Genomic DNA, 19,461 nt, shown 5'->3' with positions numbered 1-19,461 from the left:
TTTTAGCTCAACTCTCGGTTCATTTTTCGTTGAAACGATCTTGTAGTTTGACATCTTTTTCTCCTTGTAATTTTTTGTTGTAATATTATAACTTACAACTGATGAGCGAAGTATACTCAAATTTTGTTGTAATGTCAAGAGTTACAATAAAAATTTTCAAAAAAATTTGACGCGAAATTTAAAATCAGCTAAAATCCGCACGATTTTAACCGAAGGAGATTTATGCAAAATAGCGCATTTAAGACGTTTGCGATCAGTCTTGACGACGCGCCGAGGCTAGTGGAAGAGTTTAGCAAATTAAAAGACATAGGCAAGCGCGTAAACGTCGAGTTAGAGGGAGATTTTGCTAAAATTTAAGCGCTTTTTTGGGGTATAATGTACCTAAAATTTGCCGAAAAACGAGGTCAATATGCACGAAAATCACGCCCATTGCGCGCATTCGCACACGTCAAACAAGGTCGTTTTGAGAAATTCCTTCCTTATAATATCCGCTTTTATGCTGGTTGAGGTCGCGGGCGGCTTGGCGACGAACTCGCTCGCCCTGCTCTCGGACGCCGGGCACATGCTATCAGACGCAGCGGCGCTCGGGCTTTCGCTGCTTGCGTTTAAATTCGGCGAACGCAAAGGCAATCTGCAAAAGACCTTCGGCTACAGGCGGATCGAAATTTTAACCGCGACGATAAACGCCCTCGCCCTCGTCGCGATCGCCGTTTTGATCGTCATCGAGGCGGCCAGGCGCTTTCAAAACCCGCCCGAAGTAGCTACCGCGGGTATGCTTGCTATCAGCACGCTGGGTCTTGCCGTAAACATCGTCGTGGCGCTATATATGCTGCGCGGCGGCGACGTGAGAGAAAACGTCAATATGCGCGGCGCCTACCTACACGTGCTGGGCGATGCCCTGGGCTCGGTGGGCGCGATCACGGCGGCACTACTGATGATGTGCTTTGGCTGGGGCTGGGCGGACGCGGCGGCTAGCGTGCTCGTGGCCGCGCTCATCGTAAAAAGCGGCTGGGGCGTGCTAAAAGACAGCCTAAACATCCTGATGGAGGGCTCGCCAAAGGGCGTGTGCCTGGACGGGCTCGTCGCGCAGATCAGGGGCGTGGACGGCGTACTTTCGGTGCACGACCTGCACGTCTGGAGCATCACGAGCGGCGCAAACGCGCTCACGGCTCACATCGTAGTTAGCGGCGAGCTGAGCGTGCGCGAGGCGGAGCGGATCTTGCGCAAAATATCGCACGAAATGGAGCATCTGGGCATCACGCACACGACGCTACAGCTTGAGAGCAGCGATAACGAATGCGCTAACGAGCTCATCTGCGAAGTAAAGTCAAACGATGCGGGCGGACATTTGGGGCATAGTCATTAAAATTTGGGCAAATTTGGAGCGAAATTTCGCGATCTAGCATATCAAATCAAATCCGCAGCCCGAAACGAATAAATTTTTGCTAAAATTTAAATCGACTCATTTTTATAAAAGGGGCGAATTTAGATGAAAAAATATATACTAGTCGTGATTTTCGGCCTGCATTGCGCCCTTGGGGACGGTAATTATATAGGTTTTCTTATCGCGCTAAATTTCGCAGTAGCCTTGGTTTGCGCCGCTTTTCCTTTTATAAAAAAGAATTATATATTTTTGTTACTGCTAGCGCTAAATTTGGCTTTGTATTTCAACGCTATCGACACTCCTTTTGAAAAGCCTGAGCTTTGGACATATCATATACCCGCACTCGCAAATGCGACATACGGGCTAAACGCTCTAGTTTATGCTTCTGGATTTTTCGCTTTTGTCCCGCTTGCGGCATATATCTGTTTTTTATATTCGCTCTGCGTGGTTATCTGCGGCGCATGTGAAAAATTTCAAAATTTACGTTAAATTTTACGGGCAAAACCCTCGTCAAATTTACCCCAAATCCCCCCGCCGCAAACCGCCGCCCGTTAAATTTGAGCCTGCCAACTTAATCAAACATAAATTTACTCTACTTTAACGAAAATTTTTATACAATCGCCCAAAATTTAACTAGGGATTTCATGAAAAACATCAGAAATTTTAGCATCATCGCTCATATCGACCACGGCAAATCCACGCTCGCAGACCGCCTTATACAGGAGTGTGGAGCCGTTAGCGACCGCGAGATGAGCTCGCAAATCATGGACACCATGGACATCGAAAAAGAGCGCGGCATTACGATCAAGGCTCAGTCCGTGCGCCTAAACTACGCGCTAGACGGGCAAAATTTCGTCCTAAATTTGATCGACACTCCGGGCCACGTTGATTTTAGCTACGAAGTAAGCCGCTCGCTAGCTAGCTGCGAGGGCGCGCTGCTTGTCGTAGACGCTTCTCAGGGCGTAGAGGCGCAAACCATCGCAAACGTCTATATCGCGCTAGAAAACAACCTCGAAATCATCCCCGTTATCAATAAAATCGACCTCCCCGCAGCCGATCCTGAGCGCGTAAAAAACGAGATCGAGCACGTTATAGGGCTTGATTGCAGCGGAGCGATCGAGGTCAGCGCAAAAACGGGCATCGGCATCAAAGAGCTGCTAGAAGCCATCATCACGCGCATCCCGGCCCCCGGCGGCGAGGCTGAAAAACCGCTAAAAACGCTCATCTACGACAGCTGGTTTGACAACTATCTGGGCGCGCTAGCGCTCGTGCGCGTCTATGACGGCGAGCTAAAGAAAAACGACGAAATCCTAGTCATGGGCACGGGCAAAAAACATATCGTGCTAGATCTCATGTATCCAAATCCGATCGCGCCGATAAAAACGGCAAATTTGAGCGCGGGCGAGGTCGGCATCGTAGTGCTCGGGCTAAAAAACGTGAGCGACGTGCAGGTAGGCGATACGATCACGCTAGCTCGTAACCCCGTAAAAGAGCCGGTCGGCGGCTTTGAGCGGGCTAAGCCGTTCGTATTTGCGGGGCTTTATCCGATCGAAACGGACAAATTTGAAGATCTGCGCGACGCTCTGGATAAACTCAAGCTAAACGACAGCTCCATTAGCTACGAGCCGGAAACCTCGGTCGCGCTTGGGTTTGGCTTTCGCGTCGGATTTTTGGGGCTACTGCATATGGAGGTTATCAAGGAGCGTTTGGAGCGCGAATTTGACCTAGACCTCATCGCCACGGCTCCGACCGTGACCTACGAAGTCGTACAAACTGACGGTCAAATTTTACGTATCCAAAACCCAAGCCAGCTCCCGCCTGTCAATAAAATCGAACATATCAAAGAACCCTACGTCAAGTCCACGATCATCACTCCAAGCGAGTTTTTGGGCAACATCATCACGCTGCTAAACAACCGCCGCGCCGTGCAGACTAAGATGGACTACATCACGCCAGAGCGCGTGCTGCTCGAGTACGACATCCCGATGAACGAGATCGTGATGGACTTTTACGACAAGCTAAAATCTAGCACCAAAGGCTACGCGAGCTTTGACTATGAGCCTAGCGACTACCGCGTGGGCGATCTAGTCAAGCTTGATATCAAAGTCGCGGGCGAGACCGTGGACGCGCTCTCTATCATCGTGCCCGAAAGTAAAGCCCAGTCCAAAGGACGCGACTTCGTCAAAGCGATGAAAGAAATCGTGCCGCGCCAGCTCTTTGAGGTGGCGATACAAGCCAGCATCGGCAACAAAGTCATCGCGCGCGAAACGGTAAAATCTATGGGCAAAAACGTAACCGCCAAGTGCTACGGCGGCGATATCACGCGTAAGCGTAAGCTACTCGAAAAGCAAAAAGAGGGCAAAAAGCGCATGAAAGCCATCGGCAAGGTAAATTTGCCGCAAGAGGCGTTTTTAAGCGTTTTAAAAATAGACTAGCGGCGCGTCTTGCGAGCGTTTTGCGGAGTTATTCGCTACGCTCGCGGCCGCTTTTTATTATCTTGCGATCAAAATTGAGCTCAAATTTGCAAATTTGACCCGCCCAGACCCGCACCGCGAAAATGCCGAATTTGACGCTATATCCGATTTTAAAATCTCAAAAATCAAACTTAATAAAATTTATACAAATTTCCAATTTCCTCCAAATTTTACGCAAATTTGGAAATTCATCTCAAATTTGGATAGAATTTTGCTTGCGCGATGTAAAATTTACGAAAGGATTTTTATGAAAAATTTTATACTTTTATTTGCGGCGTTCCTTTTTACGGGATGTTTCGGGCTGTTCGAGAGCTCGCCGGAGGTCGCTCAAACCGAGAGCGGCAACGCCAAAGGCTACAAAGAAGTAATGCGTATCAAGGCACCGCTATCCTCATGCGCTAGCGGCGGTCAGGATATCAAGATAAACGGCACGGACTACACTAGCGACGTCGCGATAAAATGCTGCATCGCTCAAAGCAGGATCGACACGAGCGCGGCTATCAAAAAAGTCTATATCCACAAAATAGCCGACGAAAGAGCAGCGGATAGCGGCATAAAATTTATCTCCAAAAACGGCGCGAAAATGCTCTATCCAAAAGAGCGCCTTGAGAGGCTTTTTCACCTTTTCTTACAAGACGAGCTGTTAAACCGCGGCATCATGGTCGTGGATAGCCAGACCTCGCCTTACACCTACCGCGTGGATTTTGCATTTACCGACTACGCAGCCTCATATAGCGAACCGTCGCAGTATCTAAGCGCGGCGATGAAAGGCAAACTAGGCGTCAAAAACATAAACAAAACCCGCGTGCTAAACATCTCCACCAGACAAGACGTACGTAAGCTCGAGGCCGAGGATACGCAGGATTTTAACCTCTACGTCTACCTTCTGGTTAAACAAGCTGCCAACAAAGCCGCCGAAGAGATATCAAAACTATAAAGGAAAAGTATGAAAAAATTAGCTTTTTACGCCCTTGCCGCCGCGCTTTTTGCCGCGGTTATGAGCGGATGTTCGCAGCGTAGCTCGGTGTTAAATTTGACCCCGTATCAATCAACTTCAAACCAGATGGGCTACCAAAAAAATATCCGTATAAATAGCATCGAGGACGCTCGCGCCAACAAAAGCATAGTCGCCACGATCACGGGTAGCAACGGCAACGTCAAGGAGTACGTCACGCTGCAAAACAGCATCGAGAGCTGGCTACAAGACGGCCTTAGCACCGAGCTAAAGCGCCTGGGTGCCAATTTGAGCGACTTTGGCGATATCGTCGTGGACGTGCGGATCGTCGAGCTTAAAGCAAATCTAAGCGGCTACTCCACCGACAACCTAAAAGGCTCGGCAAAGCTCGCGATAACGGTGCATAGAGGCGATCAGACCATCACCAAAAACGTCTCTCAAGAGCAGACCAAATTTGCCCCGATTCACACGAGCGGCGCGTTTAAGAGCTTTTTTGACGAGCTACTACAAGACATCGTAAAACGCGCGGCGATCCAGATCCTAAAAAGCTGATGAGATGCGCTAACTGCGGGCATCTGAGTCTGGGCGTGATCTGTAAAATTTGCAAAGATCACCTGCTCGCCTCGCCCGCAAGGACGCGCGTTTTGGACGGCGATTTTAAAATTTACAGCTTTTTTGACTACTCCGAAGTTAAAAATTTACTCCACTCAAAGCACCTATTTCACGGCTCTTTCGTTTACGGCGCACTCGCAAATTTGAGTTTTAAAATTTTTTCTAGCAAATTTTGCTTCGGCTCTCCCGTAAACGCTGTGCCGATTGACGACAAAACGACTAGCGGCTACTCGCATACGGCGATCCTAGCTCGCGCCTTAAAAAGTGCGGAAATCCATCCGCTTTACGCCTGTTTGCACGCGAGCTCAAACGTCAGCTATCACGGCAAGGATCTCGCCTTTCGCCTAAAAAATCCGCGAAATTTTAAGCTTTTAAAAAGGCCTAAATTTCCGGTTATCTTGATAGACGATATCGTGACGACGGGCACTACGATAGATGAAGCCAGACAGACGCTACAAAAAGCCGGCTGCGAGGTGCTTTTTGCGCTGACGCTTGCGGATGCGAGGTATTAAATTAAATTTTAATCAAATTTAAGCTAGAATCAGGCAGTAAATTTTAAGGATAAAAATGGAAGAAAATCTACTCAATCAAAATCAAGACATCCAAGCCGTCGATATCGAGGAGTCGATAAAAACGAGCTACCTCGACTACTCGATGAGCGTCATCGTCGGTCGCGCCCTGCCTGACGCTAGAGACGGTCTAAAACCCGTTCATAGACGCATCCTCTACGCGATGAACAACCTAGGAGTCGGCAGCCGTAGCCCGTATATGAAATCCGCGCGTATCGTGGGCGACGTCATCGGTAAGTACCACCCGCACGGCGATACGGCCGTTTACGATGCGCTCGTGCGTATGGCTCAGAAATTTTCCATGCGCTATCCAGCGGTCGACGGCCAAGGCAACTTCGGCTCCATTGACGGCGACGGCGCAGCTGCGATGCGTTATACCGAAGCCAGGATGACCAATCTCACCGAAGAAATTTTACGCGATATCGAAAAAGATACGGTTGATTTTATCCCAAACTACGACGACAGAGAGACCGAGCCAGACGTACTGCCTAGCCGCGTGCCGAATTTGCTGCTAAACGGTTCTAGCGGTATCGCCGTCGGTATGGCGACGAATATCCCGCCGCACAGCCTTGACGAGCTAATCGACGGGCTTTTGCTCGTGCTTGAAAATAAAAATGCGACGCTAGAAGAGGTGATGCAGTACATAAAAGGGCCAGATTTCCCGACGGGCGGGATAATATTTGGCAAAAAAGGCATCATCGAGGCCTACCGCACTGGACGCGGCCGCGTCAAACTACGCGCCAAAACTCACATCGAAAAAAAGCCGAACAAAGACGTCATCGTGGTAGATGAACTACCGTATCAGACGAACAAAGCCCGCCTCATCGAGCAGATCGCCGAGCTGGTTAAAGAAAAACAGATCGAAGGCATCAGCGAAGTGCGCGACGAGTCCGACAAGGACGGTATCCGCGTCGTAATCGAGCTAAAACGCGACGCGATGAGCGACATCGTGCTAAACAATCTCTTTAAATCCACGACGATGGAGAGCACGTTTGGCGTCATAATGCTTGCGATAAACAACAAAGAGCCGAAGGTATTTAACCTAATCGAGCTTTTGAAGCTATTTTTAAATCACAGAAAAACCGTCATCATCCGCCGCACGATATTTGACCTAGAAAAAGCCCGCGCTAGAGCGCATATTTTAGAGGGCTTAAAGATCGCGCTAGATAATATCGACGAGGTGATCGAACTCATCAAAAGTAGCGCCGACACGCCTAGCGCTCGCGAGGGTTTGGTGGCAAAATTCGGCCTTAGCGAGCTGCAAGCAAACGCCATCCTAGATATGAGGCTAAGCAAGCTAACGGGTTTAGAGCGCGAAAAACTAGAGGCCGAACTAGCCGAGCTGATGGCTGAGATCGCGCGCCTTGATGAAATTTTAAAGAGCGAAACCTTGCTAGAAAAACTAATCAAAGACGAGCTGCTTGAGATAAAAAATAAATTTAAAGTGCCGCGCATCACCGAGATCGTGGACGACTACGACGACATCGATATCGAAGATCTCATCCCTAACGAAAACATGGTCGTAACCATCACGCACCGAGGCTACATCAAGCGCGTGCCGAGCAAGCAGTACGAGAAGCAAAAACGCGGCGGTAAGGGCAAGGTCGCGGTAACTACATACGACGACGACTTTATCGAGAGCTTCTTTACTAGCAACACTCACGATACGCTGATGTTCGTGACAGACCGCGGACAGCTCTACTGGCTCAAAGTCTATAAGATCCCTGAAGGAAGCCGCACGGCAAAAGGCAAAGCGGTAGTAAATCTCATCCAGCTGCAGCCTGACGAAAAGATCAAGGCGATCATCCCGACGACTGATTTTGCGGAGAGTAAATCGCTCGCGTTTTTCACTAAAAACGGCATCGTAAAACGCACGAATTTGAGCGAATTTAAAAATATCCGCTCTATCGGCGTACGCGCTATCAGCCTAGACGAGAACGACGAGCTAGTAACGGCTCTCATCGTTGAGGGCGAGGAAGAGCCGATAAATCTAATCGACGAGCTTGGCGTAGAGACCGAGATAAACGAGATAGAGGCGATAGAAGCTCAGATCGACGAAGAAAATAGCGAGGAAAACGACGAGAACGCGGCCGAAGGAAGCGACGATAGCGAAAAGATGCTGTTTATCGTGACCAAAAAGGGAATGTGCCTCAAATTTAAACTCAGCAAAGTCCGCCAGATGGGCAGAACGGCTCGCGGCGTGACGGGTATTAAATTTAAAGAAGCCGGCGACGAGGTCGTAGGCGCAGCCGTCATCGAAAGCAACGAACAAGAAGTGCTAAGCATATCTCAAAAAGGTATCGGCAAGCGCACTACCGCAGACGAATACCGCCTAACAAATCGCGGCGGCAAGGGCGTGATCTGCATGAAGCTAACTAACCGCACCGGCGATCTGATCGGCGTCGTAATGGTCGATGACGAACAAGACCTGATGGCTCTAACCTCAAGCGGCAAGATGATACGCGTCGATATGCAAAGCATCCGCAAAGCCGGCCGCAACACCAGCGGCGTCATCGTAGTAAACGTAGACGGCGACGACGTGGTTAGCATCGCTAAATGCCCTAAAGCCGAGGAAGACGGCGAAGATTTAGGCGAAGAGACGCTAGAAAATTTAGAATGAATTTAGTACTTTTGGAATACAATTTGCTAGTAGATTTATAAATGAAGAAAAAACTAAATTTAAAGGTTTAAGAATGAAAAAAATTACATTCTCGGTTTTAGGCGCGGTAGCCTTTTTGACGAGCGGTTGTTCCTTTAACAACCCTTTTTCCTCCGACGACGCCACGTCGGCAAAACAAGATATCGTCATACAAAAGGTCGATAAAGAAGATATCAGGAACGTAATGAAGCAAGAAAAAATGATATACGATATCGAACCCGTTGATGCGGTATTCGGCGCCGTGGGCGAGGGTATCGCTCCGACCAACGCCGTTTCGCAAGCGCAGTCGCTAGCTCTAGCCAAGCGCGCAGCCATCGCGGATGCGCATAGGCAACTAGCCGAGAAACTCTACGGCGTCAAGATAAACTCCAAAGACACGGTTAGAGACGCGATGCTTAGAGACTCCACCATCACGTCTCAGGTCGCAGGCCTCATCAAAAACGCTTCCATCGTCGAGCACGACTTTAAAGACGGGCTTTATCGCGTCAGAATGGAAATGAAAATAGACCAAAACAAGTGGCAAGAAATTTTTGCTTATTGATTGCCGCTGCGGCGCTTCTCTACGGCTCGGAGGAGTTTATCCTCTGGGCCAAAATCTCCACTAAAAATTACACCGTAGTTTATGACGATATCGCGCTTTCAAAGGCAATGGTTCTAAGCGGGCTAGAGTATGAGTACCTATGCGAAATAGGCGCTTCCAAGCAGCCCGCTCAAAGCTCGCTAGAGTTTTTAAATTTACACAAAAACGAGCTTTTCGAGTGCTTTTTGCCTTATAAATTTAAAGTAGAAGATCGCTTCGTCCAACGCAACAAAAATATAAACTCAGCAACCGACCTTACGCTATTTCCCGTACGTTTTACTGTAAAATTTAAGCCAAATTCAGCTATCATTAGCGTTTTTAAAAACAAAAAGTAAAGAGAGTAAAAATGAACATAGTGATAGTAGAAGACGACATCAATATGCGCAAGTCCCTTGAAATCGCGCTTGGCGAATACGATGATCTAAAAATCAAAAGTTATAAAAGCGCGGTCGAGGCTCTCAAAAAAATGGACGAAAATACCGATTTAATTATTACGGATATCAATATGCCTCAAATGGACGGGCTGGAGTTTATCAAGCGCCTGGAGGGCAAATTTGACGTCATCATCATAACCGGCAACGCCTCGCTAAACAAAGCCATAGAGAGTATGCGTCTTGGCGTAAAGGATTTTTTAACCAAGCCTTTTGATGTGCAGATGCTTTATGAGGCGATTAAAAGAGTAGAGTTTTTAAAACAAAAAGCTCCGAATATTCACGTAAATTTAACCGAAGAACGCACGAGCTCCAGCGTAGATTCTAGCGATTTTGCCGCCAGCTCGCCCGCGCTTGAGTACGCCCTAAATTTAAGCAAGCGCGTCGCAAAAACGGACGCTTCGGTGATGCTGATGGGCGAAAGCGGCGTGGGCAAGGAGCTTTTTGCTAAATTTATCCATAAAAACTCGCCGCGCAAGGACGGCCCGTTTATCGCGATAAACATGGCCGCGATCCCAGAAAATTTGATAGAAAGCGAGCTTTTCGGCTTTGAAAAAGGGGCATTTACCGACGCTTCGGCGATGAAAAAGGGGCAGTTTGAGCTAGCCGACGGCGGCACGCTATTTCTAGACGAGATCGGCGAGATGCCTATAAATTTGCAGCCAAAGCTCCTGCGCGCGATCCAGGAGCGCGAGATCACGCGCCTTGGCGCGACAAAAAGCATCAAAATCGACGTTCGTATCGTTTCAGCGACCAATGCCGACCTGCCCGAACTCATACAAAGCGGTAAATTTAGAGAGGATCTGTTTTACCGCCTAAATACCGTTCCCGTCGCTATCCCGCCGCTAAGAGAGCGCAAAGAGGAGATCTTGCCTATCGCGGAGCGTTTTTTAGAGCAAAGCTGCGGCGAATTCGGCCTTGGGGCGAAACATTTTTCCGAGTCCGCCGTTAAAGAGCTTCAAAAATACGATTTTCCGGGCAATATCCGCGAGCTAATCTCCGTCGTGCAGCGAGCGGCGATCCTAAGCGAAAGCGAGGAGATACAACCAGGCGATCTTTTTTTACAAGCTCGCAGCAGAAAGTAGCTTAAATTTAAGCTTCACGCGAGTAAAATAAGCGAAATTTTAGCTTAAATTTTAAATTTAGCCGGCCGAGACGGCGACGCTGAAAACGCGACGTGCAGTTTGGCAAATTTGAGCCGGCAAGAAGTAAAATTTAATCGCAAATTTGAGTTAAATTTAGTGAACAAGAGCGGTCGCGATTAGCTTTTTATGCCAAAACCCAAATTTAGTCCGCGAAACAAGTTTGGTCTTAAGCGCGTGACGCAACCGACGAGACTAACCGCAAGACGGCTCGCCGTCTAAGAAACAAACAAAAATTTAGTCCGCAAAGCCTGACGAGTCTTTGGCGCCAGATCAAGCCAAAGAGGCTTGTCGCAGGGGCTTTGCCGGACCGAGAAGTAAAAACAAAGGAGTCTAAAATGAGAAAATTTAACGTTGCCGTCGTAGGCGCGACGGGTGCAGTCGGAGAGGAACTTTTCCGCGTTATGGAGGAGGTGGATTTCCCGGTGGGCGAGCTACTACCGCTAGCAAGCGCGAAAAGCGCAGGCACCCAAATAGAGTTTAAAGGCAAAAATTACAAAGTCGTGGAGCTTACCGAGACCGTTTTTGACGAGCACGAGATCGACATAGCGTTTTTTAGCGCGGGCGGATCGGTATCGGAAAAATACGCCAAATTTGCAGCCGCCAGCGGCGCGGTCGTCATCGACAACACCAGCCACTTTAGGATGGACGCGGACGTGCCATTGGTCGTGCCCGAGTGCAATCCGCAAGACATCGCGCAGTGGAAAACCCGCGGCATCATCGCCAACCCGAACTGCTCGACCATCCAAATGGTGCAAATTTTAAAACCGCTAGACGACGCGTACGGCATCAACCGCGTGGACGTCTCGACCTATCAGGCGGCTTCGGGCGCGGGTAAAGAGGGCATGGAGGAGCTAGTCGTGCAGCTACAAAAGTTTTTCGAGTTTAAGCTTGATGAGTGCGAGCCGAAGGTATTCGCACACCAGCTAGCGTTTAACGTTATCCCGCACATCGACGTATTTTTGGACAACGACTACACGAAAGAAGAGATGAAAATGGTCAATGAGACCCAAAAAATCCTCCACAAAAATATGGAAGTGAGCGCGACCTGCGTGCGCGTGCCGGTGCTTCGCAGCCACTCAGAGGCTATCACGATTCATTTTGACAGAGACGTGGACGCCACAACCGCCCGTGAAGTCCTGCGCAAAGCGCCTAGCATCGTGGTCGTGGACGAGCCAGCCGCGAAAAAATACCCGATGCCGAGCATCTCAAGCGACACCAACGAAACCTACGTCGGACGCATCCGCACGGATAACTACCGCAAAAACGTCCTTCATCTGTGGTGCAGCGCCGACCAGATCCGCGTGGGAGCGGCGACCAATGCCGTAAGAATCGCGCAAAAATGGATAGAGATGCAGGAATAATCGCCCGTATTTTGTTTAAATTTGCCGAATTTTTTAGAATTTGGCAAATTTTTTCAGGCCCGGTCGCAAAAATTACGTATAGAGCACCCCGGCTTTTATTTTTACTTGCGATTTAAATGTCTGCGGTTTTTACTCGACGCAAACTTCTTACATTTGCCTTTATATCCGTCTTATGCGACCCGTAAATTTAATGCGCTTTCCCATGCGTTATACGGCGCCGGCATGCGGCTAATTTTGCTCAAAAATTAAGCTTTATAATTTATCCCCGCCCCGGTTTTTACGGCAAATTTGGCTCCGGATTCGGGCATGATTTGACGACCTCGGTATTAAATCAGTATTTAAATTTCGGCATACCGAGCTAGGTTTGCGCGACTTTCTGTCAAACAAAGTTTGACTTAGGCAAAATTTATAGCCGTTAAACCCGGGCTTTAAGCGTAGTGGCAAGGCAAAACAGCTAGCTTATTTGCGCCTAAAGCCTAACCGCTCGCCTATTTTAAACGTCAAATCGATAGATAATTTCTCCTCGTCAAAAAGCTCAAACGTCGCAAAACACCTCTAAAAATTTGAATAAAACGAAATTTAGGCTAAATTTCGCCCAAATCTCATAATCCGTCTTAAATTTATTTAGCGTAAACCCGTCTCAATTTTAAGAAAAATACTATAAAATACGCGTTTTATTTTTCAACAAAGGAAATTAATGCGTAAAGCTTTTGAAAAAATTCTGCTCTTTAGCAACAACTTCACACTCCTGCCAGTAGTCTTTGGCTTGCTCGGCGCGATCGTACTTTTCGTTATCGCCAGCTACGACGTAGGCAAGGTTTTCATCAATGTCTATCACTACTTTTTCGGCGATTTTCACCCCGAGAACTTCCACTCCGACGTCGTCGGCGAGATCGTGGGCGCGATCGACCTTTATCTCATGGCGCTCGTGCTTTATATCTTTAGCTTCGGCATTTATGAGCTATTTATCTCCGAGATCGAGGAGCTTAAGAAGTCCAAGCAGAGCAAAGTCCTTGAGGTGCACTCGCTAGACGAGCTCAAAGACAAACTGGGCAAAGTCATCATCATGGTTCTTATCGTTAACTTTTTCCAGCGCGTTTTGCACGCAAATTTCACCACGCCGCTTGAGATGACCTATCTCACCGCCTCGATTTTGGCGCTTTGCTTAGGGCTTTATTTCCTACACAAAGGCGAGCACTGAGGCTTTTTGCGAGCCTGACTTCGGGCTCGTTTTTTTAATTTTCTCTTCAAATTTTACCGCCGTGCCGCATGTGAATAACTTTTAAATTTTGCCTTTATCATTAAGTTTTATTTCAAAATTTACCCAAATTTAAAACTATATAAATTTAAGTTCTACTTTAGCGACAAATGCCGATTTTAAGGGCTTTAGGGATTAAATTTAGGATTACAAAATTAACCAAAATAATATAAATTATTTCACTTTTCACTCCGTGAAAAAAACGTGAAAAGTTACGTTTAATTTCAGTCTTTTTTGAGCAAATTTGACGCAGTTAAATTTGATCGGCACGACCTGCATCTTTACGGCATAAACCAAAATTGATTTGAATTTTCGGCTCGTAAATCGGAAGTTAAATTTGATATTTTAAAGAATAGGTATAAATTTAAACGGCGCAGACTCGTCGCATGCGCCGTCAAGGGGTAAATTTAATCAAAATAGGCAACCAAAGCATCGCCTAAAATCAGTCAAATAGCGAATTTACGCTTTCGTTGTGATACACGCGTCTGATCACCTCGCCAAAAATCGGAGCGACGCTAAGCACTTTTATCTTTTCGTTTTCTTCGCGTAACGGTATCGTGTCGGTAACAACTAGCTCGTCTAACGCACCGTCTGCAAGGTTTTCGTAGGCTTTGCCCGAGAGCACCGCATGCGTGCAGCACGCTATTACCGAGGTTGCGCCGCGCTCTTTAAAGACTTTTGCCGCCTTTACTATCGTGCCGCCAGTGTCGATCATATCATCGACTAGTATCACGTCCTTGCCCGCTACGTCGCCGATCACGTTCATTACTTCGCTTTCGTTGGCTTTTTCGCGGCGTTTATCGACGATGACGATGTCGAGATTTAGGGCTTTTGCGACGCTTCTAGCGCGCGCGACGCCGCCGATATCGGGACTAGCGATGATTGGATTTTTGAGATTTTTGTTTTTTATGTGGTCGTTAAAGATGATCGAACCGTAGAGGTTATCGACGGGGATATCAAAAAAGCCCTGAATTTGACCCGCGTGAAGGTCGATCGTGACGACGCGATCGATGCCTGCCGTTTGCATCATATTTGCCACGAGCTTTGCCGTGATAGGCACGCGAGGAGCGGCCTTGCGGTCTTGGCGCGCGTAGCCGAAATACGGCACCACCGCCGTTATCGAGCTAGCCGAGCTACGCTTAAGCGCGTCGGTTAGGATCAAAAGCTCCATCAAATTTACGTTTGCGGGCGCGCAGGTAGGCTGGATGATGAAAATGTCCTTGCCGCGCACGCTCTCGCCGATCTGCACGCTGATCTCGCCGTCGCTAAAGCGTTTGATCGTGGCTTCGCTAAGCGGAAGCGATAAATAATGCGAAATTTTCTTTGAAAACTCTACGTTTGCGGTGCCCGAAAAGATTTTGTAACCTCTCATAACGATTTGCCTTTGTGAAATTTTTGCTCAATTTTACCGAACTAAAACTTAAATTCGTAGATTTTGCGGCTAAATTTGAGATTTTTACGTAGTCCTAAAGCTTAAAGCGCAAGATTTTGCGCAGGAAGTAAGCAGCCTTCTTTAGCGCTTTTAGTAGGCTTGGGTAAATTTGGCGGCATCTCGGTCTTGCGGGCGCAAAATTTAGATTTTAGGCTGCAGTTTTGCGCAGGCGGCTAAATTTAAACAAAACCGCCTGCAAAAAAGCAGACGCCAAACGCATTTAGACCATAAAGCGGGCTGTGTTTGGCGTTTTTTGGATACTAGGCAAGTAAATCTAAAATTTTAGTTTTAATTTCGAACAAAGGCGGCAACGAAGCATTTTTCGCCGCGTTCACGGCTTTTAAAAATATAAAATTAGGCGGTTTTACGGCTGCGTACGCCAAATTTCGCGAAAAGCTAGGTCTTGCCCGCAGTATAAGCCAAGTCGGCAAAGCTAAAGCTAGCACAGCCAACAAACAAGGCGCAAATGAGCCGAGCAAGGCTGCGCGCGACAAAGCTTTGGCACAATTTCTCTCCTACGTCATGCCTTAGCCCGCAGTCCGGCAAAAATATCCGCAAGCGCGCTAAAAGCAAAACTGCACAAAAACTCTACCGCAAGCCACACTAAGCGCGGCAAAATACAAAACCCTGGCGCAAACTTACTGCGTCGCTCCCATCATCACGCTTGCGTATTCTCCTTGCTTAGCGTCCGTTTTTTCAGGTTTTTTGATCTCGATCCTGTTTTGATCTAGGCCCGCTTTGACCAGCGCGTCTTTTACTACCTGCGCGCGCGAGTTAGCTAGCTTTATTAGCCTTTCTTTTTCTACTTCGATACCCTTTAGCGCCGCTTCTCGTTGCGCTTTTTCGTCGCCGTCTTTGACGCCCGGAGCTAGGATCGCTAACGCGCCTGCATAGTCTTTGCCCGTTTGCGCCATAGTTTGAGCAATCTTAGCGTTTAGCTTTTCGTTTTTAAACGCCTCTTCATCGACGTCCGCGTACACGGGCGTTATGCTTAGCTTCATCTTAGGCTTTGCGCTCGTTAGCTTGATAAAGTCGCCTATCTTAGCCTGCTCGGAGACTATGAGCTCGTTACTAGCAGCCATAAAGTCGATCGTGCTTAGATCCTCGCTGCCTAGCCCCAGCGCGTTTCCCAAAAATCTAAACGGAGCTAGCGTAATATCGGCAAAAAGTTTTTTTACCGCCGCCCAGACGATGCCGCCGTATTTAAAATCAGGGTCGTTTAGATCGCCCTCTACCGGCAGGTCGATATTTATCTGATTGTTTTGATCGCTTAGTATCGAGATAGCAAGCGATAAAGGCAGATCTACCGCGTCTTTAGACTCGACCTTTTCGCCTAGAGTTAGCGTGTCTAGATTTACTATGTTGCTGCCTTTTAGCTTAGAGTCCGCAACCTCGTAGTTTAGGGTCAAATTTAGCTTGCCTTTTTCTATCTTATAGCCCAAAAACTGCCCGCTATACGGCGTCACATCTTTTAGATCTATATCTTTAAAACCTAGTTTTATCTCGGTGCTTTTTTTAAGATCAAACGGCAGTAGCTTTAGCCCGATCTTGCTAAAGCCGCTCTTGCCGACCACGCCTTCAAAAGTACCCATCGTAGGGCGTTTTTGATCCACTTCAAATAGCACGCCCTCAAGCTTAGCTATCCTCGTAGCAAAAGGCATAAATAGCGATGCATCCGAAAAATCTACCTCGCCGCCCTCTACTAAAATTTGCTTCACGGCAAATCCGAAATCGCCCTCTTTTTTGTCTTGTTTAGCGGCTTTAGCGTCATTTGCTTTATGCTCGGTTTTTGCGTCTTTTTTGTCGGCGATGCTAGTTTTTTTAGGCTCGGCGTTTGCGGTTTTTTCGGCCTTGGCGCCGTCTTTATTTTTTACGAGGCGGCTTAAATTTAACTCGCGCTCTTTGTTTAGATGCGTCTTTAAAAACGGCGCGCTAAGAGTCACGCGCTCTAAATTTAAGAAATTTTTCGCAAACGAAATTTTAGATAGTTTGAGGTTTTTAAAGGCAAAAACCTTATCGCCAGAGCCGTCCGCAAGCTCGATATTTGCGATATTTGCCTTACCGCTTACGGAGGCGTCCGCGGCGTATTTTACGTTTAGCTCGGCATTTAGCTCGCCGCTTTTTAAGCTCGCGTCCAGATAGTTTTTAGCGTAGGCGAAGTAGCGAGGCAAATTTGCGTCGTTTAGCTTTACGTCCGCTTCGATATTTAGGGGTTCAGGCGTGATTTTGCCGTTTAGCGCCAAATTTAGCTTTTGCGAGCTTTTCATGTCGATTTTGGCGCTCACGGGCACGCCGAAATTTTCGCTGATATTTTGTAAATTTACATTTAGTCCGTCAAATTTGTGCGCTATCTTTTGCCCCTCAAAGACATGGGTTATACCTATGTCAGCGCCCGTAACGGCAACGTTTTTGACGCTAAATTTAGATCCGCTCTTTGTATCTTGAGCGCTTTTTTGTTCGGTTTTTTGGCTCTTTTTTGAGGCGGTTTTTTCTGCCGTTTTTTGAGATTTGGCAGGTTTTTTCGCGCTTTCGTTTTTGCTTTTGGCGCTTGATTTTTTAGCGGCTGTTTTTTCGCCGTTTAGCCCAAGCTCGCTAATAGCACTAAGCTCGCCGTTTTCTTTTAACTCGGTTGTAAATTTAGGCTTATTTATACTGACGCTTCCTATTCGTAGCGCCGTTTTGGCTAGATCTAGATCCGCATCCTTCACGCCGATTTCAGCGACGGCGGCGATCTCTTTATTTTTAGTTTTTAGCGCGATTTTTTGAGCTTTTATCTCGCCGATAGAAGCGGTGCTGGCGTTATTTTCCAGCGTAAATTTAGGCGCGTTTATGATGAGCTTTTCTAGGCTTGCCGCGCCGTTTTTACCGACCGGAGCGGAGGCTGCGTTAAGAGTTAAATTTTTTAGGCTAGCTGCGATATTTTGTCCGTTTATTTTCGCACCCAGCTCGCTTGCGTTTGCGTCTTTTAGCTTTATCTCGCCGACGCTTTTTTCGGTCAAATTTATACCGCTAACGCCTAGGGTTTTTAGCGCTGCAGACGCGTTCATATCGCCTTTTTCATTTATATCCGCCTTGAGCGCGACGCCGCTTAAATTTAGCATGTTTAAATTTGCCTGTGCCTCGCCTTTAAAGCTCGTGTTTTTAAATTTTATCTCGCCGATATCGGCCGCGAAGCTTCTTTTTTCGCTAGCAAGGGCGCTTATCTCGATGCTTGGCAGATCAAGCTCCTCTAGGCTCAAATTTTGCCCCTCTAGCTGCGCTTCAAACGACTTTAAATTTAAAGCGGCGTTTTTTAAAGCGGCCTTGATAACGCCGCCGTCCGCGTTTAGTTCGTAGCCGGTTTTCGCGTTTATAAGGGCGCTATTTATGCGCAGATCTTGCGTGTCGATGAAACTAATCGCGACGGGGCGGACGTTAAAGTCCTTTAGGCTAAGCTCGCCGTAAACTCGAAGCGGCGCGAGATCGATACCGCCCTGCCAGTCTAGCTTTTGCGCTAGCGTGGAGTTTGCGTCAAAAACGTGCTTGCCTGCGCTATTTTGCTCGGTATTTATGCCAGATATTTCGTAGTTTATGCCCTCAATTTTGGCGCTAAAAGGCTGTTTTAAACTCTCGTCTGAGTAGGCAAACGAGCCGCCGATTATCTTTGTGCTGTTTAGAGCGAAATTTATGCCGCTAGTTTCGTTGTTTTCGGCGCTAGTAGCGTTTGACTCGCCTAAAAACGTAGCTAAATTTAGCGTGCCGTTTTTGTCTCTAGCGATATTTACGCTTGGGCTTTCAAGGCGCAAGATATCGACCTCTGCTAGCTTTTTAAAGAGCGAAAAAGGCTTAAGCTTGACGTCGATTTGCTCCGCGCTAAAAAGCGGCGCGGTCGTGTTTAGCTCGGGGCGCGTGACGTTTAGCTCGAAGGTAAAGGGATTAAATTTAGCCTCCGCTACGCTAAAACTCGCGTTCATATCCTTTAGCTTTGCTGGCAAGGTATTTTTAAGCGCGTAAGGAACGCCAAAAAAGCCCGCGAGCGCGTAGATAAGTAGCAAGGCTGCGAGCGAGCCTAGGATAATAAGAGCGATTTTTTTACTTTTTTGCATAAATTTACCTCTAATTTTTTAGCGGATTTTACTAGGAATTTGATTAAATAGCGGTTATTTTGATAAATTTAAGCGCCAAATCCAAAGCTTGATTTACGATACGTAAATTATGAAACCGGAGGTTAAATTTAGGCGCGAAATTTATAAACTTAAGAAAGTCTAGGACGGTAAAATTTAAATCTTGCGCGCTTAATAAGCCAAATTTAGGCGACAAAAGGGGCAACGTCGCGCTTAAAAGGCCGATTTTTAGTCGAGGTAAGGACTATCTAGGCGAGATAATCGCTGCTCGCCTAGATTTCAGATAGATTAAAATTTCTTCTTTTTTACGTCTTCTAAGATAACTTTAGCCATATCGTCGATCTGCGCCGTTACGTCGTTCGTGACGTTTACTATGGAGATATTTTCGCGCGTGATGTTATCGATGGCGGCTACGGACTCGTTTATCATATTTATCGCGCTAGTTTGCTCCCTGATACTCTCGCTCATCTCGTTGATGCTTTGGGCTAGTACGTTTGC

General features: G+C 47.4%; 15 protein-coding genes and 1 pseudogene. 13 read left to right on the top strand and 3 right to left on the bottom strand.

Annotation, left to right across the window (positions count from 1 at the left end; translation table 11 throughout):
- The first annotated feature begins 222 nt into the window (after positions 1-222).
- From Q0218_RS06650 to Q0218_RS06590, 13 genes are all read left to right on the top strand, one after another.
- Positions 223-357: a hypothetical protein gene (locus Q0218_RS06650; protein WP_297967790.1), complete on the top strand. Its 135-nt coding sequence runs from the start codon at positions 223-225 to the stop codon at positions 355-357.
- A gap of 52 nt (positions 358-409) precedes the next feature.
- A complete protein-coding gene (locus Q0218_RS06645; RefSeq protein WP_297967787.1) occupies positions 410-1,366 on the top strand; it encodes a cation diffusion facilitator family transporter in 957 nt (318 codons plus the stop codon).
- A 123-nt stretch (positions 1,367-1,489) separates the two neighbouring features.
- Positions 1,490-1,873 carry a transporter gene (locus Q0218_RS06640; protein ID WP_297967784.1) on the top strand — a complete coding sequence of 128 codons (384 nt, stop codon included), beginning with the start codon at positions 1,490-1,492 and terminating at the stop codon, positions 1,871-1,873.
- A 155-nt stretch (positions 1,874-2,028) separates the two neighbouring features.
- Complete coding sequence (lepA, locus tag Q0218_RS06635) at positions 2,029-3,819, top strand: translation elongation factor 4 (protein WP_297967782.1); 1,791 nt, start codon at positions 2,029-2,031, stop codon at positions 3,817-3,819.
- A gap of 286 nt (positions 3,820-4,105) precedes the next feature.
- Positions 4,106-4,795 (top strand): hypothetical protein, encoded by a 690-nt coding sequence (locus Q0218_RS06630; protein ID WP_297967779.1) that lies wholly within the window; start codon positions 4,106-4,108, stop codon positions 4,793-4,795.
- 9 nt (positions 4,796-4,804) lie between these two features.
- The gene (locus tag Q0218_RS06625; protein ID WP_297967777.1) at positions 4,805-5,365 is read left to right on the top strand and encodes a YajG family lipoprotein; all 561 of its coding nucleotides are present in this window, start codon (positions 4,805-4,807) and stop codon (positions 5,363-5,365) included.
- Positions 5,365-5,937 carry a ComF family protein gene (locus Q0218_RS06620; RefSeq protein WP_297967774.1) on the top strand — a complete coding sequence of 191 codons (573 nt, stop codon included), beginning with the start codon at positions 5,365-5,367 and terminating at the stop codon, positions 5,935-5,937. Before Q0218_RS06625 ends, Q0218_RS06620 begins: the two co-directional genes overlap by 1 nt.
- 55 nt (positions 5,938-5,992) lie before the next feature.
- A complete protein-coding gene (gyrA, locus tag Q0218_RS06615; protein ID WP_297967771.1) occupies positions 5,993-8,614 on the top strand; it encodes a DNA gyrase subunit A in 2,622 nt (873 codons plus the stop codon).
- A 73-nt stretch (positions 8,615-8,687) separates the two neighbouring features.
- Positions 8,688-9,194: a lipoprotein required for motility gene (locus Q0218_RS06610; RefSeq protein WP_297967768.1), complete on the top strand. Its 507-nt coding sequence runs from the start codon at positions 8,688-8,690 to the stop codon at positions 9,192-9,194.
- Complete coding sequence (locus tag Q0218_RS06605) at positions 9,191-9,568, top strand: hypothetical protein (RefSeq protein ID WP_297967765.1); 378 nt, start codon at positions 9,191-9,193, stop codon at positions 9,566-9,568. The genes Q0218_RS06610 and Q0218_RS06605 overlap by 4 nt, the downstream gene beginning before the upstream one ends.
- Positions 9,569-9,579: 11 nt before the next feature.
- Positions 9,580-10,749 (top strand): sigma-54 dependent transcriptional regulator, encoded by a 1,170-nt coding sequence (locus Q0218_RS06600; protein WP_297967763.1) that lies wholly within the window; start codon positions 9,580-9,582, stop codon positions 10,747-10,749.
- Between the two features lie 395 nt (positions 10,750-11,144).
- The gene (locus tag Q0218_RS06595; RefSeq protein WP_297967761.1) at positions 11,145-12,170 is read left to right on the top strand and encodes an aspartate-semialdehyde dehydrogenase; all 1,026 of its coding nucleotides are present in this window, start codon (positions 11,145-11,147) and stop codon (positions 12,168-12,170) included.
- Positions 12,171-12,867: 697 nt separating this feature from the next.
- A complete protein-coding gene (locus Q0218_RS06590) occupies positions 12,868-13,371 on the top strand; it encodes a YqhA family protein (RefSeq protein ID WP_297967759.1) in 504 nt (167 codons plus the stop codon).
- Positions 13,372-13,870: 499 nt separating this feature from the next.
- Here the strand turns inward: Q0218_RS06590 and Q0218_RS06585 are convergent, their stop codons facing one another.
- The 3 genes and pseudogenes from Q0218_RS06585 to Q0218_RS06575 all read right to left on the bottom strand — a co-directional run.
- A complete protein-coding gene (locus Q0218_RS06585) occupies positions 13,871-14,800 on the bottom strand; it encodes a ribose-phosphate pyrophosphokinase (RefSeq protein ID WP_297967756.1) in 930 nt (309 codons plus the stop codon).
- 698 nt (positions 14,801-15,498) lie between these two features.
- Positions 15,499-18,945, bottom strand: coding sequence for a DUF748 domain-containing protein (locus Q0218_RS06580; protein WP_297967753.1), 3,447 nt, complete (start codon positions 18,943-18,945; stop codon positions 15,499-15,501).
- Positions 18,946-19,251: 306 nt separating this feature from the next.
- Positions 19,252-19,461: pseudogene (locus Q0218_RS06575) on the bottom strand (methyl-accepting chemotaxis protein); the annotation flags it as partial.

Source organism: uncultured Campylobacter sp. (genome assembly GCF_938039245.1).
Lineage (GTDB): Bacteria > Campylobacterota > Campylobacteria > Campylobacterales > Campylobacteraceae > Campylobacter_A.
This window is presented reverse-complemented; position numbering and strand designations above follow the sequence as displayed.

Excerpts from the sequence above, each read along its gene's own strand:
- lepA (WP_297967782.1), top strand. The coding sequence starts at position 2,029 with ATGAAAAACATCAGAAATTTTAGCATCATCGCTCATATCGACCACGGC.
- Q0218_RS06610 (WP_297967768.1), top strand. The coding sequence starts at position 8,688 with ATGAAAAAAATTACATTCTCGGTTTTAGGCGCGGTAGCCTTTTTGACG.
- Q0218_RS06625 (WP_297967777.1), top strand. The coding sequence starts at position 4,805 with ATGAAAAAATTAGCTTTTTACGCCCTTGCCGCCGCGCTTTTTGCCGCG.
- Q0218_RS06630 (WP_297967779.1), top strand. The coding sequence starts at position 4,106 with ATGAAAAATTTTATACTTTTATTTGCGGCGTTCCTTTTTACGGGATGT.
- gyrA (WP_297967771.1), top strand. The coding sequence starts at position 5,993 with ATGGAAGAAAATCTACTCAATCAAAATCAAGACATCCAAGCCGTCGAT.
- Q0218_RS06590 (WP_297967759.1), top strand. The coding sequence starts at position 12,868 with ATGCGTAAAGCTTTTGAAAAAATTCTGCTCTTTAGCAACAACTTCACA.
- Q0218_RS06585 (WP_297967756.1), bottom strand. The coding sequence starts at position 14,800 with ATGAGAGGTTACAAAATCTTTTCGGGCACCGCAAACGTAGAGTTTTCA.
- Q0218_RS06595 (WP_297967761.1), top strand. The coding sequence starts at position 11,145 with ATGAGAAAATTTAACGTTGCCGTCGTAGGCGCGACGGGTGCAGTCGGA.
- Q0218_RS06580 (WP_297967753.1), bottom strand. The coding sequence starts at position 18,945 with ATGCAAAAAAGTAAAAAAATCGCTCTTATTATCCTAGGCTCGCTCGCA.
- Q0218_RS06640 (WP_297967784.1), top strand. The coding sequence starts at position 1,490 with ATGAAAAAATATATACTAGTCGTGATTTTCGGCCTGCATTGCGCCCTT.
- Q0218_RS06620 (WP_297967774.1), top strand. The coding sequence starts at position 5,365 with ATGAGATGCGCTAACTGCGGGCATCTGAGTCTGGGCGTGATCTGTAAA.
- Q0218_RS06650 (WP_297967790.1), top strand. The coding sequence starts at position 223 with ATGCAAAATAGCGCATTTAAGACGTTTGCGATCAGTCTTGACGACGCG.
- Q0218_RS06645 (WP_297967787.1), top strand. The coding sequence starts at position 410 with ATGCACGAAAATCACGCCCATTGCGCGCATTCGCACACGTCAAACAAG.
- Q0218_RS06600 (WP_297967763.1), top strand. The coding sequence starts at position 9,580 with ATGAACATAGTGATAGTAGAAGACGACATCAATATGCGCAAGTCCCTT.